This window comes from Flavobacterium sp. DG2-3, assembly GCF_030730925.1.
In the GTDB taxonomy this organism is placed as follows: domain Bacteria; phylum Bacteroidota; class Bacteroidia; order Flavobacteriales; family Flavobacteriaceae; genus Flavobacterium.
This window is the reverse complement of sequence record NZ_JAVAMB010000001.1, coordinates 533,476-553,214: the sequence shown is the minus strand read 5'-3', so window position 1 is coordinate 553,214 and position 19,739 is coordinate 533,476. Positions and strand designations below refer to the sequence as shown.

Genomic DNA, 19,739 nt, shown 5'->3' with positions numbered 1-19,739 from the left:
TTTATTTTATATTGAAAATCTGTTCTAAAATTTTAATCGTAATCAAATAAGTAGGTTTTACGCCAGTTGTTCCTAAACCTCCAGAAGCCAGTGTACTTCCAGTTTCTAACGGATTATCTGAAGCGTAATACGCATAACGAACCTTAATATCGTGCGGTACGCTTTTTCTAATTTTTGATGCTGACTGAATTGCTTTTTGGTAATATGATCCTTCCATTTCAAGACCGATTACGCCCCAAGTTGATTCATGGAAAAATTTCAATAAATCTCTGTTTTGCAGCGAAGTTCCTAAAACGGTAACCATTGCTCCTTCATAAATATCAATTTCATTTCCTTCGAACATCGAGCCAGTTAATTCATTTTCAAAGAAATAATTATCCGCTGTCCCCTCGTTGATATGTGCTGTCGGAATCATGATATCGCCTTTTCCACCTTCTAGAATTCCGGCTTTACCCATTATAGAAACCGATTTTACATTTAGTAAAGTTTCTTTTTTAAACGGTTTTAAAAGCTCATCGATGGTTTCGTAAGCCTGTTCGCCAAAAGCATAATCCATTACTATTATGACTGGTTTTTCTTCGCCCACATTCGCATGAGAAAATGCTGTTTTTGACCAGTCAACTTTGGCTGTATCAAAAATCTGAACATCGATATTAGTTCCAGAAGTATCTGGTAACGAAATCATTCCGTTTTTAATAGCCAAATCTTCTACTTGAGTTCTAATTTCTTTTGAACCCGAAGCGCTTAATTCTTCATAAATAAAGAAATCTGTTTTTCCTTTATATTTTGTTTTTAACAATGGAGTTGCAAAAATCGAATTCATCACGCTATGCATGTTCGCACTAATGACGTGAATTGGTCTTTTTAGCAAATCGTTTGCCTTTAAAACTTCTTTTATGTTAGTTGCCCAGATTTCTCCGTGAATATGATGTCCCAAACGCTCACGTAAAACAGGACTAAAAGTAATTGTACGTTTATTGTTTTCAACAATTTCTTCAATCGCTAATTTTCCTAACCAATAAATAACATGCAGAAAACGATCTGGTGCAGTTTCAGAACCGAAAGCGTCATAAATATCTAAAACTTCCTCAAAAGTTCTAGCCAAAATATTTGCAACGTGCGAAATAGCTTTTTCTTTTTCTACCAAAGAAAGCTTTTTGGTCTGCATCACAGCTTGCTCCAGTTTTTGCCAATCGCGCGAAACCTCTCCTCCATCGTCTATTAAAACTCTATTTTTAATTTTATGAGATTCGATAAAAATAAAAGTCAAATGTGTCAGGATATCATAAATATCTGAACGCCCGCGTGTGATTTCAACATTCATTTGCTCCTCGTCTATTCTGTAACAGTTTCTTCTTCTTTTTGGAGGAACAATTGGCTGAAAATGCGATTTAGAATATCCTTCGTCTGACGTTAAATTGATAAAACGGCACTGCTCAATTCCGATTGGAAGACGTTCTATAACGTACAAAAGCCCGTTAAGTTCCACTTTTTCTTCGGCTATATTTCCGTAAATTTCTGGGCGTAATGCCAATAATGATTCTCTTAAACTATCGCCCGAAACTCCCATTGGTTTGTAAAACCCACGGTTGAATAAATGGCGCATTGTAATGTACATTTTTTCAATAGCCGCAGAAGATTCCTGCGCTCTTGATCTTGATATATGTTTGGTTTCTTTCATTCTATTTAATTTATAACTCAAATGTAAGCAAATACAGTGCATACCTTGTATCTACAACATTATTTTTTAAAAAATCATTTTTATTTTGATTTATCTTCTGTTTTAAATTTATCCTTTACCCAATTTTCGGGATTTGAAACAATATAATCAGAAATTCTTTGATAATCATTATTGCTTCTAATGATATTGTCATAAAATAATTTTTGCCATTGATGCGGATATCCTAATCTATTGGCATGTTTGGTTACCGCAGATTTATAGGATCCAACAATAGACGAAATGGTGTTTTTTCCAATGTTTTGAAAACGTTGCGAACCTGGTTTTTCAAACGTTATGATCGGTGACGGCGGTGGTAGATACAGGGCATGCCCTGTATCTACATCGTTCGCATCATTCATATTATTCACGTTATCCAAATCGATATTATTTTGTTTATCAATAATCAAAATTCCGTGAATATGATTTGGCATGACCACAAAATCGCCCAATTCTACATTTTTATGGTGCATCGGAATTTGATGCCACAATAAATCGGCAATAATGCCAACTTCTGATAAAACCATTTTATTATTTTGAATTTCTCCAAAATAATGTTTTCTGTCCTGTGTACAAATTGTTATAAAATACGCTCCGTTCCAACCATAATCCCATCATTGGGCTCTTATTGACGAAATACGATATTTATTTTGAAACTTTCCTTGACTCATTAATTTTCCTTTACTTATCCATCTCAAATTCATTGGATAAATAACTGCATAATCTTGGAAATATTGTTTTATTTTGTAAGATTATCCGCAATATTTCTGTCGTTCGACAATCTCGGTATTTTATTTTGACCTCCCAATTTTCCTTGCGATTTCATATATTCCTGAAATCCATTTTTGGAGACCTTTGTGATCACAACTTTTCGCAACACATTTCCTGTAATTAAATCGTCGTAATAAATATTTTGTTTTCGCATCGAATTGTCTAACGCTTCCGCGAAAGCGTCAAAATTGTCTGGCTCTCTTTCAAATTCAATCAGCCATTCATGATAAGGTAATCCGCTGGCAGGCGTAATTTGCGGTGCCACAGTAAATTCGTTAATAACAATATTAGTTTCTGCAACTGCTTCTTTCATTGCATTTTCAACTTCATTGGCAATTACGTGTTCTCCAAAAGCCGAAATGTAATGTTTGATACGTCCAGAAACTATAACTCGATACGGAGCCAAAGATGTAAACTGAACAGTATCGCCAATATTATAGCGCCAAAGTCCCGCATTCGTAGAAATAATCAGCACATAATTTACTCCCACCTCAACCTCACCGATTGTATATACTTTTGGATTTTCGGTAAAAAATTCATCAGCTTTTATAAATTCGTAGAAAATACCTGAATTCAGTAACAGCAACATTCCTTTTTCTTTCTGCGAATCCTGATACGCAAAAAATCCTTCAGAAGCCGGAAATAACTCTATACTGTCTACTTTTCGGCCAATCATATTTTCAAATTTGGCGCGATACGGCTCGTAGTTAACTCCTCCGTAAATAAACAGATTAAAGTTTTTGAATATCTTGCCTATTTTCTTCCCTCCGCTTTTCTTTTCCAAACGCTCAAAATACATTTGTACCCAAGACGGAATTCCAGAAATAACAGACATATCTTCTTTTATCGTTTCGTCTACAATCGCATCTACTTTCGTTTCCCAATCTTCAATACAATTAGTTTCCCAAGATGGCATTCTGTTTTTCTGAAGATATTTAGGAACAAAATGAGCTACGATTCCAGAAAGTCTTCCAAATTTAATTCCGTATTTCTCCGTTAAAATTGGACTTCCCTGCAGAAAGATCATTTTTCCGTCAACAAAATCGGCTTTTCCAGTTTCATGGACATAATGCAAGATCGCATTTCGCGCCGCTTCTATATGATAAGGCATTGATTCTTTGGTCAACGGAATATATTTTGCTCCCGAAGTGGTTCCCGAAGTTTTAGCAAAATACAATGGTTTTCCTTTCCATAAAATATCCGATTCTCCTTTTACAACCTTTTCAACATAAGGCTTTAAATCTTCATAATCTCTTACAGGAACTCGTTTCTGAAAATCTTCGAAAGTTTTTATTTCATTGAAATGATGATCTTTTCCAAATTCGGTGTTTTGGGCACTTTCAATTAAATTTTCAAAAACCTTTTGCTGAGTTTCAACTGGCTTGCTAGCCCATTTACGCGTTTTATTGTATATTTTTTTAGCAAATATTTTTGCCGCAATTGACTTAATTGACATTTTCAGTGGTATTATTTTTTATCACTTTTCTTTTTGTCTTGAGATTTTGCTTTTAGTTCTTTTTCTGTTTCGGCAACGTCTTCTCTTAATTTTATCTCAGCCTCCGAAGCTTTCATATTTACATCTGAAGCATCTTCTACAGATTCTGCTAGTATAGAATCTTTATTAAATTTTGAATATTCTAATTCTCCCTTTAAAACTCTTTGAATCCCTTTTATATAAGCTTCATTTTGTTTTAAAGCCGTTTCTAAAGAATCTGATTTAATGGCCAGTCTTGTGGCATTTCTTTTCAATTCTGTAGAAGAATATCCCGGAATAAATTCGCGAAGCGGAGTAAAAGCAATAATGAAAGTAGTAACCAAAATTAGAAATATTCCGCCAAGAGTAAACGTTACGAAAACATTCATTAAAGTAAGCCTCAAAGAAAATAACTCTTCAAAAGTCTCCTCATTTAAAATAACTAAACGGTTTTTAATGAACAGTTTTTTCCTAAAATTCTTTTTCTTTTTTTTAGTCATTATCCTTCTTTATGCTAGCAAATATAGTAATTAATCGTCATGATATTTAGTCGAAAAATTTTATGAAGAGCTATAATTTACGATTTTATAAAATATTTAACGTGGTCTAATACAAATATTTTAAACTAAAAATACTTCTATTTCGTATATTTCTATATACCTTTGCGGAATAATTAAGAAAAACAATTTGCTTCGGCATTAAATATAATAGTCATGGGAAGATTAGGTCTTACAGAAATCCTTGTTATCGTAGGTATTGTGATTTTACTTTTTGGAGGTAAAAAAATTCCAGAATTAATGAAAGGTTTAGGAAGCGGAATTAAGGAATTTAAAAACGCTGCTAAAGACGATCAACCTGCTGCTTCTAAAAAACAAGAGGAAGAAACGAAATAATAAATTCGAAAAGCTTATTAAATCCCAAACTGCAATCGTAGTTTGGGATTTTTTATATCTATAATGAAAAATAAAAACGCCTAACTACAATTGTAATTTAGGCGTTTTTATTAACAATTCCAGTAATATTGGAATTTAGAATTTATTTTTTTGAATTTTTAAAGTACCATCGTCAACTGAATTCTCTTTCTATCTTCATCAACTTCAGTAACCTTAACATCAACATGCTGGTGCAATTTTACCACTTCATTTACGTCACTCACAAATCCGGCTTTTAACTGAGAAATGTGAACCAATCCGCTTTCTTTGATTCCGATATCCACAAAACAGCCAAAGTTGGTAATGTTATTAACAATACCTGGTAAAATCATTCCCGTTTTCAAATCTTTGATCGATTTTACGTTGGCGTCGAATTCAAAAACCTTCGCAGACTTTCTTGGGTCCAATCCTGGTTTTTCAAGCTCTTTAATGATATCTTTTAGCGTTAATAAACCAATTTCTGGCGTAACATACTTTTCTGGCTTAATAAGCGCTGTTTTTTCTTTATTGGCAATTAAGTCGTTTAGAGAAATATTCAAATCTTTCGCCATCTTCTCCACAACTGGATAAGCCTCTGGATGCACTGCAGAATTATCCAGCGGATTTTTAGCATTTGTAATTCTAATAAACGCTGCCCCTTGCTGATACGCTTTGTCTCCTAAACGGGGCACTTTTTTCAGCTGTTTTCTATCTTCAAAAGGTCCGTTTTCAGAACGATATTGAACAATGTTTTCAGCAAGCTTCTCCCCGATTCCACTCACATAACTTAGCAAATGTTTACTCGCTGTGTTAATGTTAATTCCAACTGAGTTTACGCAACGAATTACGGTGCTGTCCAATTCTTCTTTTAATTTAGTTTGGTCAACATCATGCTGATACTGCCCTACTCCAATCGCTTTTGGGTCGATTTTCACCAATTCGGCCAACGGATCAGAAAGTCGTCTTCCAATCGAAACCGAACCACGAACGGTTACATCATAATTAGGAAATTCTTCTCTCGCAATTTTTGAAGCCGAATATACAGAAGCTCCAGCCTCAGAAACTACAAAAACCTGAATCGGCTTGTCGAACGCGATTTTTTTGATGAAAAATTCAGTTTCTCTCGAAGCAGTTCCGTTTCCGATAGAAATCGCATCAATCTGATACGCATTTACCATCGAACGGATTTTTTTAATCGCCATTGTTTCCTCATTTTGAGGCGCGTGCGGATAAATGGTTTCGTTGTATAACAAATCGCCTTTTTCGTCCAGACATACTACTTTACAACCGCTTCTAAAACCTGGATCGATTGCCAAAATTCGTTTTTCTCCCAACGGCGGTGCTAATAGTAACTGCCCTAAATTGTTAGCGAAAACCTGAATAGAATTTGCATCTGCTTTTGCTTTTGCTTCTTGTAAAGTCTCGTTTCCAATTGCTGGATTCAATAAACGCTTGTAACTGTCTTCAATCGCCAGCTGTAAGTGTGCTGTAGAATTATTTTGTTTTTTAATAATGATTTCGTCGATAACATCGTAGGCATCATCGATATCAACATCGATTTTCATTTTGATAAAACCTTCATTTTCTGCTCGAAGCATCGCTAACAAACGATGCGCCGGTGCTTTTGTTAACGGCTCTTCCCAATCAAAATACTGGCTAAATTTCTGCGCTCCTTCTTCCTCCGCTTTCTTTTTAACAACTTTAGTTCCAATAGTAGCTTTTCGCTGAAACAATCTACGAAGCTGTTTACGAACATAAATATTCTCGTTGATCCATTCAGCTACAATATCTCTCGCGCCTTGAATTGCGGCTTCTTCGTTAATTACATTTTCATTTAAATATTGTGTCGAAATAAAATCGAAATCGGCATCACTTTCAGACATTATTAATTTAGCCAAAGGCTCCAATCCAAATTCACGGGCAACATCTGCCTTTGTTTTTTTCTTCTTTTTATACGGAAGATAGAAATCTTCAATTTCCTGTAAATCAAAACTATCTTCAATCTTTTTCTTCAAATCTGGAGTAAGCGCTTTTTGCTCTTCAATAGATTTTAAAACTGCTTCTTTACGTTTAATAAGCGTATCGTATTCTTTTTGCAATTTTGCAATAGCTTCAATTACAGTTTCATCAAGATTTCCCGTTGCGTCTTTTCGGTAACGAGAGATAAACGGAATTGTACAATCTTCTTCTAAAAGTTTTACCGTGTTTTGAATACTAACAGCCGGCGCCTGTACAGACTTGGCAATAAATTGAATATTAGTCATAGATTTAATGAAATAATTTCTTGTTTATAAAATGACATTTTCTGTTTATTTTAAAACTTAAACAGACATCATTCGGATGGCTAAAATAATATCTTTGTTTCTATTTTTTAGCCAATGGAAGTTTTATTACTATATTTTTTAATTATAAATGTTCTTGAGTTTATAATTGCGGGTTACGACAAATTTCTCGCTCGCAAACAAAAACGCCGAATCCCAGAAAATACGCTATTTTTCATTGCTTTTATCGGCGGAACAATCGGGTTATTAACAGCAATGTTACTCTTTAGACATAAAACGGCTAAAACTTCTTTTATTGTAAAGTTTGCCGGAATTATTTTAATTCAGATTGTCGTTATTTATTTAAAATTCAGTCATAAAATATAGATATCAACATTGTTAATAACTACAAATTTTATATTTAATTAATTGATTTTAAATATATTAAATAAAAAACCGGAAAGATTTAAAAAAATCCGCCCGGTTTGCTTTTTTATAAGGTGCGAAGCACCGAATTTTTTTGACTTTTTTACGAACAAGCGATTTTATTCACTCTATTTTGGTGTCTTCCTCCTTCAAAAGCTGTATCAAGGAAAGTTTCAACAATTTCTACCGCTTGTGCAATAGAGGTGTATCTCGCCGGAATACTCACAATGTTTGCATCATTATGTAAACGCGTTAAATAAGCAATTTCTTTAGTCCAGCATAAACCAGCTCTCACTTTAGGGTGTTTATTAACAGTCATCGCGATTCCGTTACCGCTTCCGCAGATTACGATTCCAAAATCAGCTTTTCCTTCAGATACATCATTCGCAACAGGATGTCCAAAATCTGGATAATCTACAGAAGCATCTGTATCTGTACCATAGTTAGTTACCTCATATCCTTTTGCTTTAAGCATTTCAACAATTGCTTTTTTATATTCTGGCCCTGCGTGATCGTTTCCTATCGAAATTTTCATTTTTTAATACTATTAAGTTGTGTACTGCAAATTTACTTAATTAATATAGGTTTGCCACAAATTGAAGTAATTTTCACTAATTTCTTTTATTCTCAAGAGTTTTAAACATTATTAAAATCTAAAATTATAATTAGTGTACATTCGTAAAATTCTTGGCTATAAAAACCAAATATATAAAGCACTTGATACCAATATCTTATCACTTATTAATAATTTTAACAACTTCATAAGTATCTCACAATCAATAAATAATAATCAGAATATTTGTTAAAATTTTGAGATGTTAATATGGATTTCTAATTCGTTGATATTCAGTTAACTTTAAGTTAACAGAAAATGTTAATAAGTTCGAAAAGAAAATTAGAACTATTTTTTGGTTATTTAAGAAAAATGCTTAATCCAAAATAGGTTTTAAATACGCAAGAAAAGTTTCGTGAATTTTTGGAAAAGTTATCAATACCAAAAATGTCATTTTCAACAGAAATCAACATATCAACTTATCTACAAAATGAATTCATTTTTGGTTGTCAACCGTTGTTAATTAAAATACAAAAAGTCTTATAAATTAATCATTTAACTAAAAATAACTATGTTAATAACTCAGAATAAATAAGTAAAACGAGATTTCAATGACTTCAAAAAAAAATTTATTCGACATATTAACACACTATAATAACCAACAAATTTTTTTAAATTTTTAAAAATCTTTTTTGTTGTATTTAATATATGTTGAAAACTAAAAAAGTTTAAAATGAAAAATTTTATTTTTTGAATTGAATTTTTCTGAATCGATTCTCTTTTGAATTTTTGTTTCAGACGATTTTAAGCGGATTGTTGAGATTGTCCAAAATTTCTTGAACTTGTTCGAAATCGTTTGGATGTACTTTGAGTTTGATTCCGCCCAGTGCATTGGAGTAAAGCGGTATAACGGAAAGCGTCATTTCGTTTTCGAAAAAATAGGGGATTCCTTCTTGTTCCAGTAAGTGTTTGAGAACCACGGTTTCGTGCAGATAATTGAATACGGCGATCGTTTTAAAGCTTTCCATATTAGGTCTTTTTGTAAATGTACGAAAAGTTATATTTTTAATAATTCTATTTGTTAAAAAGTATTATCTGATATCTTATTTGTAATTTTAAGCCTTATTAGAAAAGATATATGAGTAAGAAAATTAGAAAGCCGATAAAGAAAGAGAAAGATTTCTCTGGAAAAATACTTAAGATTTTATCGCAACATGCTAATAAACCATTCAATTATAAACAAATAGGAGCAAAGCTAGAATTAGACGATACAAAAAGCAGAAATCAGATTATAAAAGATTTGAAAATTCTTGCAGCTCAAAAGAAGATTATAGAAACAGAACCTGGAAAATACTTAATTAAAGCAGTAAGTCAGGACTACTACGAAGGAACGATAGATATGACGAGCAGAAAAACGGCATATTTTATTTGTGATGAATTTGAAGAAGATGTTTTTATTCCGACCAATAATTTGAATCGTGCTTTAGATAAAGATAAAGTTAAAGTTTACGTTTATAACAGAAGAAAAGGAAAAAGACCTGAAGGTGAAGTAATTGAAGTTATCGAAAGAGACAAAACAGAATTTGTAGGTGTTATTGATATGCAGCCAAATTTTGCATTTGTTTCTACTGCAAATCCTAAAATGTACACGGATATTTTTATTCCGAAAGATAAATTGGGAGAAGCAGAGAACGGTGATGTAGTTTTAGTCAAGATTGAAGACTGGCCAAAAAGAGCTGACAGCCCGTTCGGATCTGTAATTCGAGTACTTGGAAAACCGGGTGAACATAATACAGAGATTCATGCTATTTTAGCTGAGTATGGTTTGCCTGCAGATTTTCCGGTAGAAGTAGAAGTTTTTGCACAAAAATTAGATACTTCAATTCAGGAATCTGAGATTGCCAAACGTCGTGATATGCGTGATACACTTACGTTTACGATAGATCCAAAAGATGCCAAAGATTTTGATGATGCATTGTCTTTCAAAAAGTTAGAAAACGGTAATTTTGAAATTGGTATTCATATTGCCGATGTTTCGTATTATTTGGAAGAAGGAACAATTCTAGATGATGAAGCCTATCAAAGAGCAACTTCGGTTTATTTGGTGGATAGGGTAGTGCCAATGCTTCCAGAAGTATTGTCTAACTTTGCTTGTTCGCTTCGTCCGAATGAAGAGAAATATACTTTCTCTGCCATATTTGAAGTTTCTCCAACAGCTCAGGTTATTAACCAATGGTTTGGAAGAACAGTAATTTATTCAGATCAGCGTTTTGCTTATGAAGAAGCACAACATATTATTGAAACTAAAGGAAATAATACCATTCCAGTTGATATTTCTATTACTGGAGAATCGTATGTTGTTTCAGACGAAATAGTTGAAGCTACTTTAAAATTAGACGAATTAGCTAAAATTCTAAGAAAGAAAAGAATGCAGCAAGGGGCTATTTCTTTTGATAAAGTTGAAGTGAAATTCAATTTGAATGCTGAAGGTGAACCTGAAGGCGTTTATTTTAAAGTTTCAAAAGATGCCAATCATCTGATTGAAGAATTTATGCTTTTAGCTAATAGAAAAGTGGCTGAATATATTGGAAAACAAAAGAAAACCTTTGTTTACCGTATTCACGACGAACCAAATGAAGATAAACTGATTGCTATGCAGCAAGTTATTGCTAAATTTGGTTATAAAATTGATTTTAGAACAAAAGGTGATATCGCAAAATCGATAAATGCTTTGATGGAAGAAGTAAATGGTAAGAAAGAACAAAATCTTATTGATACTCTTGCCATTAGAAGTATGAGTAAAGCTAAATATTCGACAGATAATATCGGGCATTATGGTTTGGCTTTTGATTATTACAGCCATTTTACATCGCCAATTCGACGTTATCCAGACGTAATGGTGCATCGTTTGTTACAATTTTATCTGGATGGTGGTGCTTCTGTAGATGAAGAAACCTATGAAACCAAATGTCTGCATTGTTCTAATATGGAAAGTTTAGCTACAAATGCGGAACGTGACAGTATCAAATACATGCAGGTTAAATACATGCAGGATCATCAGGATGAAGAATTCCTTGGCGTTATTTCTGGTGTTACAGAATGGGGAATTTATGTTGAAATCGTTTCTAATAAATGCGAAGGAATGGTAAGAATCAGAGAGATAAAAGAAGATTACTATACTTTTGACGAAAGGCAATATGCATTGGTTGGAGCTACTTCAAACCGATTATTGCAATTAGGAGACGAAATTTATGTTAAAGTAAAAAATGCAGATTTAGTTAAAAAACAGCTGGATTTTCATTTTTTAAGAAGAGCAGAATAAATATTAATTTAAAAATAAAAGTATGAAAAAGCTAATTATTGGTGCTGCAATTTTATTTGTACAAATGTCTTTTGGTCAGGTTACCAAAGAGTTGGGAGATTTTGATACCGTAAAAGTATTTGATAAATTAAGTGTAAAATTAGTTCAGTCATCTGAAAATAAAATTGTTATAAAAGGAGCGAGAGAAGCAGAAGTAGAAGCAGTCAATAAAAATGGTATTTTGAAACTAAGAATGCCTTTTCCAAAATTGCTTTCTGGAAATGATCTTGATATTACTTTGTATTACAAACACATCGAATTGATTGATGTGAATGAAGGAGCAGAAGCAAAAAGCAGCGAAACTATTAAAGCTACTTCTTTTAAAGTAAGTGCTCAGGAAGGCGGACTTATAAATGTTGATTTAAATGTTGATAAGCTTAAAGTAAGCTCTGTTTCAGGAGGTTCGATCACCTTAACAGGAAAAGCAGAAAACCAGGTTGCAAGTTTAGGAGCTGGCGGATATTTGCTAGCAAGTAAATTAAATACTTCTCAGACCACTGTAAGCGTTTCTGCGGGCGGAAAAGCAGATGTTAATGCTTCTACTCTTGTAGATGCAAAAGTGAGCGCAGGAGGCTCTATTTACATTTATGGAAAACCAAAGCAGATAAACCAAAAAACAGTTTTTGGCGGTAAAATCGAAGAAGTAAAGTAATTAATTGTATTTGAATGATAAATGATATACTAACTGGACTTCCATGGGGACTTTTTCTAAGTTTTATGGTGGGTCCAGTATTTTTTATACTAATTGAAACCAGTATTACTAAAGGATTTAGAGCCGCAATGGCTTTTGATTTAGGTGTTGTTTTAGGTGATATTTTCTTTATAGGAATCGCATACTTAGGAAGTTACAGACTTATTCAGAGTTTAAAAGATAAACCGGCATTGTTTATTTTTGGCGGAATTATCATGCTGGCTTACGGCATTATTTCTTTCGTAAGATTAAAGAATGATGAAAAAATGGATGCCGAAGAAATTGATCGTGATATTATAAAAAGAAATTACGGAAGTTTGTTTATAAAAGGGTTTATTTTAAACGTTATCAACATCGGAGTTCTTGGTTTTTGGTTAGCTGTTATTATTTCCGTTGGACCAAAATTAGAAATGGTGAATTCAAGAATGTTTACTTTTTTCACATCGGTTATCATTACTTATTTATTAGTCGATTGCATTAAAATAGTATTAGCCAAACAGTTAAAATCAAAATTGACCCCAAATAATATTTTGAAAATTAAGAAAGGAATAAGTGTCGTTTTAATGGTTTTTGGAGTGGTGTTAATAACTCAGGGATGGTTTCCAAAAGAAAAGGAAATGGTGAAAAATGCCTTCGAAAGAATAGAAAATAAGTAGTTGTTAATAACTCAAAATTATAAAATTAAACCTCTGAATTTCAGAGGTTTTTTTGTGTTTAGTCCTTGCGAGGAACGAAGCAATCTCACTAACATATCAACGTTGTAATTATCATAATGGAGGTTGCTTCGTTCCTCGCAATGACGCATAAAAAAAGAGACACATTTCTGTATCTCTTTTAAAGGGTTGGTCCGGATTCGAACCAATATCTTTAATTAATTTTTCCTAAAAATTAAACATAAAAAAACCTTCAAATTGCTTTGAAGGTTTTGAGGCATCGTCCGGATTCGAACCGGAGTAGGAGCTTTTGCAGAGCCCAGCCTAGCCGCTCGGCCACGACGCCATTACTTGAACGGATGGCAAAAGTAACTAAAATCTTTAAATTTCAAAAGTTTCGAATAAACTATTTTAAAAATTTAAGATTTTAATTTTAAAAATTACTTTCTAATTTCCGTCATTTTTATCGTAACAGATTCAACATCACCACCAATAGGCGGATTAATTTTAGAAACCCAAACTGTTGTTTTTTCTACAGTTTCTATCTCATTTAATACGCGAATATTGATTCTTTTGGCAACATGTTCTAATAAATGCGAACGAATTGCCATTTCTTCAGCAACAATTTTGTTCAAATGAACATAATCTACCGTGTCCAAAAGATGATCTGTTTCGGCTGATTTCTGTAAATTGGTTTTAATTTTTAAATCAACTGTGTAATCAGAACCAATTTTTCCTTCTTCAATTAAACATCCGTGGTAAGAAAAAGTACGGATATTTTTAAGTTTTATAACTCCCATTTTTTTATTGTTTCACGTTTAAAGTTTCAGGTTTTATGCGAGTTAGATAACTTTAAAACTGAAACCTGAAACCTTTTTTTTATCTTTGCTAAAATTACTATAAAATAATGGCATCAGAAGAGAAATCACTCAATTTTATTGAACAAATCATAGAGGAAGACGTAAAATCAGGTCTTTCAAACACTAAACTTCGCTTTCGTTTTCCACCAGAACCTAATGGTTATTTACACATTGGGCATGCAAGTTCTATTGCGTTAAATTTTGGTTTAGGAATTGATTATCAGTCACCTGTAAATTTACGTTTTGACGATACCAATCCAGAAAAAGAAGAACAGGAATTTGTTGATGCAATTAAAAAAGATGTTGAATGGTTAGGTTATACTTGGGCTGAAGAATGTTATGCTTCAGATTATTTCCAACAATTATACGATTGGGCTGTTTTATTAATTAAAAAAGATAAAGCCTATGTTGACAGTCAGACTTCTGAAGAAATGGCTGCTCAAAAAGGAACTCCGACAACTGTAGGTACTGATAGTCCGTACAGAAATCGTTCTGTTGAAGAGAATTTAGATCTTTTTGAAAGAATGAAAAACGGTGAATTTGAGGCTGGTACACATATTCTTCGTGCTAAAATTGACATGAAATCAACAAACATGTTAATGCGTGATCCAATCATGTATAGAATTTTACACAAACATCACCATAGAACGGGAGACGATTGGAAAATCTATCCAATGTACGATTGGGCACACGGACAGAGTGATTATTTAGAGCAGATTTCTCACTCATTTTGTACTTTAGAATTCTTGCCTCACCGTGAACTTTATGATTGGTTTTTAGATCAGATTTTTGACGAAAATAAACTGCGTCCAAAACAAAGAGAATTTGCTAGACGTAATTTATCACATACCGTTGTTAGTAAAAGAAAATTACAGCAACTGGTTAAGGAAAAGCATGTTAACGGTTGGGATGATCCAAGAATGTCAACCATTTCTGGATTAAGAAGACGTGGTTATACAGCAGCATCTTTACGTAATTTTGCTAATACAATTGGTATTGCAAAACGTGATAATTTGATCAATGTATCGGTTTTAGAATTCTGTATTCGTGAAGATTTGAACAAAATTGCACCTCGTGTAATGGCTGTTTTAGATCCTGTAAAACTGGTAATTACCAATTATCCAGAAGGAAAAGAGGAGTGGTTAGAAGCAGAAAATAACCAGGAAGATGAAAATGCAGGTTTCAGAAAAGTGCCTTTTTCTCGTGAATTATACATAGAAAGAGAAGACTTTTTAGAAGAAGCTCCAGCTAAATATTTCCGTTTGACTTTAGGAAAAGAAGTGCGTCTTAAAAATGCGTATATCATTAAAGGAGAATCAGTTGTCAAAGATGATGCAGGTAATATTACAGAAATTCATGTAACTTATGATACCGATTCTTTAAGCGGAAGTGGGACAGAAGCAAGCCAAAGAAAAGTATCTGGAACATTGCATTGGGTTTCTATCAAACATGCTTTGGAAGCAGAAGTTCGTTTATACGATCGTTTGTTTACAGACGAAGCTCCGGACAGTTATAAAGAGAAAAATTTCTTAGACTTTGTGAATCCAAATTCGTTAGAAATTGTTACTGGATATGTGGAACCAAGTTTATCAACAGCTCAAAACGAAGATAAATTCCAATTTCAACGTTTAGGATATTTTACTGTTGATAAAGACTCAACTCCTTCAAAATTAGTGTTTAACAAAACTGTTGGATTGAAAGATGCTTGGGAAGAAAAAGGTAAAAAAGAGGAAAACAGCATTAATAATTCTTTGAAGGAAATCAACAAATATTTTAAAGTTGAGAGTAAGCCAGAACGAATTGCAATAGAAAGTGCAATAGGAGAGAACATCAAAAATATATCAAGTTTCTCTTTGATACAGAATTCATTAAAGAAAAATATCAACAATAATAAGGCTTCGCTGTTGTTTTCTCAGTTTATTTTAAAATATTCAAACTGGAAATCTACAGATTTTGAAGAAGAAGATATCAAAAAATTATATTCGATGTCTTTAAAAAGTGAATCGACTTATGTTCGTTCAAAAGCACTTTTAAATTTAAGAGATATTGAAAGTGAAAGTTTGAGAAATCAATACGATGATGAAATTTTGAAATTATATTCAAATCCACCAAAAAATGCTTCTGAAAGAGAAATTGAAATTCTTTCAGAAATGGTGAAGAAGTAGTATCAACTAAATTTATGAAAAGCGCTTTTATAAGCGCTTTTTTTTATTATATAGATTTACTATTAAAATTTTAAATTTTATAATTTTTATAGATTAAAAGTGACTTTCATAAATTGATTTTAATAGAAAATAAAATTTTATTGGATAACTAATTCATTTTTTAAATTTAAGTTTATTAGAAGTCTTTAATTTAGTTTTTAGTTTTTTTGTCTTAAGATTTTGCAGTTAAATTTATTTTTATAGTTTTTAATAATATTATTTTATATTTTTAATCAATTTAATTTATTATTTATAAAAACTATTAATATTTTATTTTTAATTAATTTTATAGATAAAAATAGACCTCCATAAATTAATATTAAGCAAAAATAAAAAATAGTTGAGTAGAGAAGACCTTTTTTACATTTTCATTTATTTAAACTCTTTATTTTAATTTTCTAACTTTTTATTCTCGATTTTCCTTTCGAATAATTAAAATTAGAGTTTTTTCTTATTTTTTTAATTTTTGCCCTCCATTTTATAATAATAAATTTTTATTATTAAATTTTTATAATTTTAGTTTTTAACTATTATTTATAAAAACGATGGTAAAATTAAAAACAATAGTTTTTATAGATTAATTTTAGCCTTCATACATCAATTTTAAGACGTTTTTAAAACTTAGCTGATAGATAACTCATTTTTTATATTATTGTTTATTTACAGTCTTTATTTTAATTTTTACTGTCATTTTAGTCAGTTTAACGGCTTGTTAACACACAATTGTTTATAAAACTGCTATTTTTAACTCACTATCAAAAGTCAGAGATGATTTTTGTAAAAAATTAAAATTTGCCGTAAAGAATCTAAGTTGAAATTTATTGTTTTTAGAAACTCGTAATTTTTATAACAATAGTTTTCAAAATTGATTTCCCAAAAAGACAATTTTATGTTCTGATTTTTATTGTGATGTAAGTTTTGATAATTTCTATCGTAAAAAAGATATTTTTCAAATTATATCATAATGTACAAAATTCCATAATGTTGAATTTGTGTGAAAGTTTAGTTTTTAAATTTCAAATCTGACAATTTTTAATTTTAAATCTAATTATCATGAAAATTTTATATTTCACACTAGCATTGTTATTTGCAAACGTAGCAATTTCACAAACACATCAAATTACAAAACACAATGGAGAAGAACTTGATGTAAATTTTATTAAAAACGAAAATGGTTTTGTTTATTATAATTTAAACGGAAGTTCTGAAGAAATCAAAATTAGTAAACACGCCGTTTCATCAATTACTAACAAACAAACAAAACAAACTCAGAAAGTTTCTGATAAAATAGTAGTAGATTCAAAAGACGATTACAAAATGGTTACTGTTTTACCACAAGAAAAAACAATAGGGCTGAAACAAGCTGCTAGTTTTACTGGGGTCTCGACTAGGACAAAAGGCGAACCGCCAATTGCAAATCAGAACCAAACTGCTATGAGAATCAAAACTAAATCGGCTTCAAATGGTTATCCTTTTGTTAGCATTGTTGATAAGGGAGATGGCAAATACGAAGCTGTAGGTTATGTGTATTAATAATACTGTTAAATTTTTGTAAATTACAATTAATCAAAGTTTTATCAGTTTAAAAAAGAGTATCTTTATTAATAATTTTAAATTGTAACTATCATGTCTAAAAATTTAAATACAGCAGCGGCAATTTTAGCAGCGGCAGCGGCAGGAGCAGCGATCGGGATTTTATTTGCTCCAGATAAAGGATCAAAAACCAGAGCTAAATTAAAAGAAGGAATTGATGACGCCAAACATAATCTAAAAGATTCGTTTGATGCAAGTTCTGAAGTTCTGCGTGAAAAATTTACTGGCGCAACAAAAAACCTGGATGGAACTTTAAATGATTTATTATCAAATGTTAGTCACAAAACAGAAGAAGTAATTACTTTTTTAGAAACTAAACTTGCTGAATTAAAAGCACAGAACGCTAAACTTCAGAAATAATATTTTTATAAAGCACAATACTGGCTTATTTTTATAAGATAGTTTGTGCTTTTTTTTTATTTAAAATTTTAATTATGGCTTTTGAAGAATTAAAAGAAAACACTGAAAAAGTTCAGGATCAGGCTAAAGAATATATTGAAAGCCATTTAGCGTATTACAAACTTTGGGGCTTTAAGGTTGCAATGAAATCTACAACTCTGATTTTTAAGTTTACTTTGATTTTGTTGTGTTTTAGTATGGTCTTAATTTTTGGATCTTTTGCTGCAGCTTATGCTTTTGGTTCTTTGTTTGAAAGTAATGCTCTCGGTTTTTTAACAGTAGGAGGAATCTATTTGGTTATAACTGTTTTACTTTTCTTTATAAAAGATAAGATGGTGGAGGGACCAATTTTAGAAAAATTTTCAGAAATCTTTTTTAATGATTAATTTATGGAAAGAAAAAAATACTCTTCGTATGCTGAGATTGAAAGGGATCTGGAAATTCTAAAACTCGAAAAAGAAATCAATTATCAGAAATTGGTTTTGAGTTTTCAGAAAACTAAAGAAAGCATCACACCGCAAAATATGGTAAATGGTTTTATTTCATCTTATACAGGTTATGTCAAAAAATCATTTCCAGAAATTTTACAATCGCTTTTACCATTTGTTATCAATTGGTTTATGAATAAAAAAAGAGGCAATTAAGCCTCTTTTTTTATTTCAATTATTATTGAACTTCTGGTTGAGTGTCATCTTCATAACCAGATTGCTGTTGAGTTGGTTTATGTTTTTCTACTTTTTTAGGAGTATTCTTTTTCATCATTTCTCCAACTTGGTTAGAAGCTGTAAACGAAGCAACCATATTATTTAGCATATCGCTTCCAGCTTGTGGAGAATTTGGAAGAAGAATCAAGTTAGAGTTTGTATCAGATCCAATAGATTGTAAAGTATCATAATGTTGAGTTACTACAATTAGGGCAGAAGCTTCTTGAGAATTAATACCCACATTGTTCAAAACTTCAACACTTTCTACAAGACCTCTTGCAATTTCACGACGTTGATCTGCAATACCTTGTCCTTGCAAACGTTTACTTTCAGCTTCGGCTTTTGCTTTTGCAACGATTCTAATTCTAGAACTTTCAGCTTCAAATTCTGCAGCTGTTTTTTCTCTATCAGCAGCGTTGATTCTGTTCATTGCATTTTTTACCTGGATATCTGGATCAATATCAGTAACCAAAGTATTGATGATATCGTATCCGTAAGTAGACATTGCTTCGTTCAATTCACGTTTTACTGCAACTGCGATATCATCTTTTCTTTCAAATACGTCATCCAATTTTAGTTTCGGAACTTCGGCACGAACAACATCAAATACATAAGAAGTAATCTGATCGTGTGGATATTCTAGTTTATAAAATGCTTCGTATACTTTTTCTTGAATCACTTTAAACTGAACTGAAACTTTCATTTTGATAAAAACGTTGTCTCTAGTTTTAGTTTCGATGATAACATCCAGCTGCTGAATTTTAAGATTTACACGTCCGGCCAATCTATCAACAATCGGAATTTTTAATTGTAATCCTGAATTTCTAACACTTTGAAATTTTCCAAATCGTTCGATAACAACTGAAGTTTGTTGTTTTACAGTAAAGAAAGACGACATAAAAATGAAGAATGCCAATACTAAAAAGATAATTAATCCTGTACCCATGGTTATTTAATTTATGTTTATGATTCTGGTAAATTACGAAAATTCTTCTAAATGAAAATTATTAAACATTAAAAAAACGCTAAGAACATTTTTGAGATGTTACTTAGCGTTTGATTTTTTTTTGAACCATTAAGGCATTAAGGTAATTAAGACAATCTTTGTCAAGACAATTAAGCTTTATGATCTTAAAAAAACTTTCTCAATTTTTACCATCA

Annotated in this window: 19 protein-coding genes and 1 tRNA gene; 10 read left to right on the top strand and 10 right to left on the bottom strand. The window is 31.7% G+C overall.

Annotated elements, in window-relative coordinates:
• Position 1: 1 nt before the first annotated feature.
• The 4 genes from Q9Q97_RS02330 to Q9Q97_RS02315 all read right to left on the bottom strand — a co-directional run bounded on the left by Q9Q97_RS02330 (position 2) and on the right by Q9Q97_RS02315 (position 4,462).
• Complete coding sequence (locus Q9Q97_RS02330) at positions 2–1,681, bottom strand: hypothetical protein (protein ID WP_306154018.1); 1,680 nt, start codon at positions 1,679–1,681, stop codon at positions 2–4.
• Positions 1,682–1,761: 80 nt separating this feature from the next.
• Positions 1,762–2,244, bottom strand: coding sequence for a transposase (locus Q9Q97_RS02325; RefSeq protein ID WP_306154017.1), 483 nt, complete (start codon positions 2,242–2,244; stop codon positions 1,762–1,764).
• Positions 2,245–2,456: 212 nt separating this feature from the next.
• The gene (locus Q9Q97_RS02320) at positions 2,457–3,944 is read right to left on the bottom strand and encodes a GH3 auxin-responsive promoter family protein (RefSeq protein WP_306154015.1); all 1,488 of its coding nucleotides are present in this window, start codon (positions 3,942–3,944) and stop codon (positions 2,457–2,459) included.
• A gap of 11 nt (positions 3,945–3,955) precedes the next feature.
• On the bottom strand, positions 3,956–4,462 hold the full coding sequence (locus tag Q9Q97_RS02315) for a peptidase (protein ID WP_306154013.1): 507 nt from the start codon (positions 4,460–4,462) through the stop codon (positions 3,956–3,958).
• Positions 4,463–4,675: 213 nt separating this feature from the next.
• Between Q9Q97_RS02315 and Q9Q97_RS02310 the strand changes: the two genes are divergently transcribed.
• Complete coding sequence (locus tag Q9Q97_RS02310) at positions 4,676–4,855, top strand: twin-arginine translocase TatA/TatE family subunit (RefSeq protein WP_008465789.1); 180 nt, start codon at positions 4,676–4,678, stop codon at positions 4,853–4,855.
• Between the two features lie 158 nt (positions 4,856–5,013).
• Here the strand turns inward: Q9Q97_RS02310 and Q9Q97_RS02305 are convergent, their stop codons facing one another.
• Positions 5,014–7,137 (bottom strand): Tex family protein, encoded by a 2,124-nt coding sequence (locus Q9Q97_RS02305; protein ID WP_306154009.1) that lies wholly within the window; start codon positions 7,135–7,137, stop codon positions 5,014–5,016.
• Between the two features lie 114 nt (positions 7,138–7,251).
• On the opposite strand from Q9Q97_RS02305, the gene Q9Q97_RS02300 reads away from it, so the two are divergent.
• Entirely contained in the window at positions 7,252–7,521 is a 270-nt protein-coding gene (locus Q9Q97_RS02300; protein WP_306154008.1) for a DUF1294 domain-containing protein, read from the top strand.
• Between the two features lie 142 nt (positions 7,522–7,663).
• Here the strand turns inward: Q9Q97_RS02300 and rpiB are convergent, their stop codons facing one another.
• A complete protein-coding gene (gene rpiB / locus Q9Q97_RS02295; protein WP_306154006.1) occupies positions 7,664–8,095 on the bottom strand; it encodes a ribose 5-phosphate isomerase B in 432 nt (143 codons plus the stop codon).
• An 812-nt stretch (positions 8,096–8,907) separates the two neighbouring features.
• Positions 8,908–9,141 carry a putative signal transducing protein gene (locus Q9Q97_RS02290; protein ID WP_306154004.1) on the bottom strand — a complete coding sequence of 78 codons (234 nt, stop codon included), beginning with the start codon at positions 9,139–9,141 and terminating at the stop codon, positions 8,908–8,910.
• 110 nt (positions 9,142–9,251) lie between these two features.
• Between Q9Q97_RS02290 and rnr the strand changes: the two genes are divergently transcribed.
• Genes rnr through Q9Q97_RS02275 form a run of 3 tightly spaced genes read left to right on the top strand, consistent with a single transcriptional unit; the run spans position 9,252 to position 12,821 of the window.
• Positions 9,252–11,435: a ribonuclease R gene (rnr, locus tag Q9Q97_RS02285; protein ID WP_306154002.1), complete on the top strand. Its 2,184-nt coding sequence runs from the start codon at positions 9,252–9,254 to the stop codon at positions 11,433–11,435.
• A gap of 22 nt (positions 11,436–11,457) precedes the next feature.
• Positions 11,458–12,126: a head GIN domain-containing protein gene (locus Q9Q97_RS02280; RefSeq protein ID WP_306154000.1), complete on the top strand. Its 669-nt coding sequence runs from the start codon at positions 11,458–11,460 to the stop codon at positions 12,124–12,126.
• A gap of 14 nt (positions 12,127–12,140) precedes the next feature.
• On the top strand, positions 12,141–12,821 hold the full coding sequence (locus Q9Q97_RS02275) for a LysE family translocator (RefSeq protein WP_306153999.1): 681 nt from the start codon (positions 12,141–12,143) through the stop codon (positions 12,819–12,821).
• A 272-nt stretch (positions 12,822–13,093) separates the two neighbouring features.
• On the opposite strand, the gene Q9Q97_RS02270 is transcribed toward Q9Q97_RS02275, so the two are convergent.
• Both Q9Q97_RS02270 and folB read right to left on the bottom strand, forming a co-directional pair.
• A tRNA-Cys gene (locus Q9Q97_RS02270) sits at positions 13,094–13,164 on the bottom strand.
• Positions 13,165–13,258: 94 nt separating this feature from the next.
• Positions 13,259–13,618, bottom strand: coding sequence for a dihydroneopterin aldolase (folB, locus tag Q9Q97_RS02265; protein WP_306153998.1), 360 nt, complete (start codon positions 13,616–13,618; stop codon positions 13,259–13,261).
• 107 nt (positions 13,619–13,725) lie between these two features.
• Between folB and Q9Q97_RS02260 the strand changes: the two genes are divergently transcribed.
• The 5 genes from Q9Q97_RS02260 to Q9Q97_RS02240 all read left to right on the top strand — a co-directional run bounded on the left by Q9Q97_RS02260 (position 13,726) and on the right by Q9Q97_RS02240 (position 18,518).
• A complete protein-coding gene (locus Q9Q97_RS02260; protein ID WP_306153997.1) occupies positions 13,726–15,843 on the top strand; it encodes a glutamine--tRNA ligase/YqeY domain fusion protein in 2,118 nt (705 codons plus the stop codon).
• A 1,092-nt stretch (positions 15,844–16,935) separates the two neighbouring features.
• On the top strand, positions 16,936–17,415 hold the full coding sequence (locus tag Q9Q97_RS02255) for a hypothetical protein (RefSeq protein WP_306153996.1): 480 nt from the start codon (positions 16,936–16,938) through the stop codon (positions 17,413–17,415).
• 93 nt (positions 17,416–17,508) lie between these two features.
• Complete coding sequence (locus tag Q9Q97_RS02250) at positions 17,509–17,835, top strand: YtxH domain-containing protein (protein WP_306153994.1); 327 nt, start codon at positions 17,509–17,511, stop codon at positions 17,833–17,835.
• Between the two features lie 74 nt (positions 17,836–17,909).
• Positions 17,910–18,260, top strand: a complete 351-nt coding sequence (locus Q9Q97_RS02245; RefSeq protein ID WP_306153993.1) for a competence protein — start codon at positions 17,910–17,912, stop codon at positions 18,258–18,260.
• Between the two features lie 3 nt (positions 18,261–18,263).
• Entirely contained in the window at positions 18,264–18,518 is a 255-nt protein-coding gene (locus Q9Q97_RS02240) for a DUF6327 family protein (protein ID WP_306153991.1), read from the top strand.
• A gap of 22 nt (positions 18,519–18,540) precedes the next feature.
• On the opposite strand, the gene Q9Q97_RS02235 is transcribed toward Q9Q97_RS02240, so the two are convergent.
• A complete protein-coding gene (locus Q9Q97_RS02235; protein WP_306153990.1) occupies positions 18,541–19,524 on the bottom strand; it encodes an SPFH domain-containing protein in 984 nt (327 codons plus the stop codon).
• Positions 19,525–19,739: the final 215 nt, after the last annotated feature.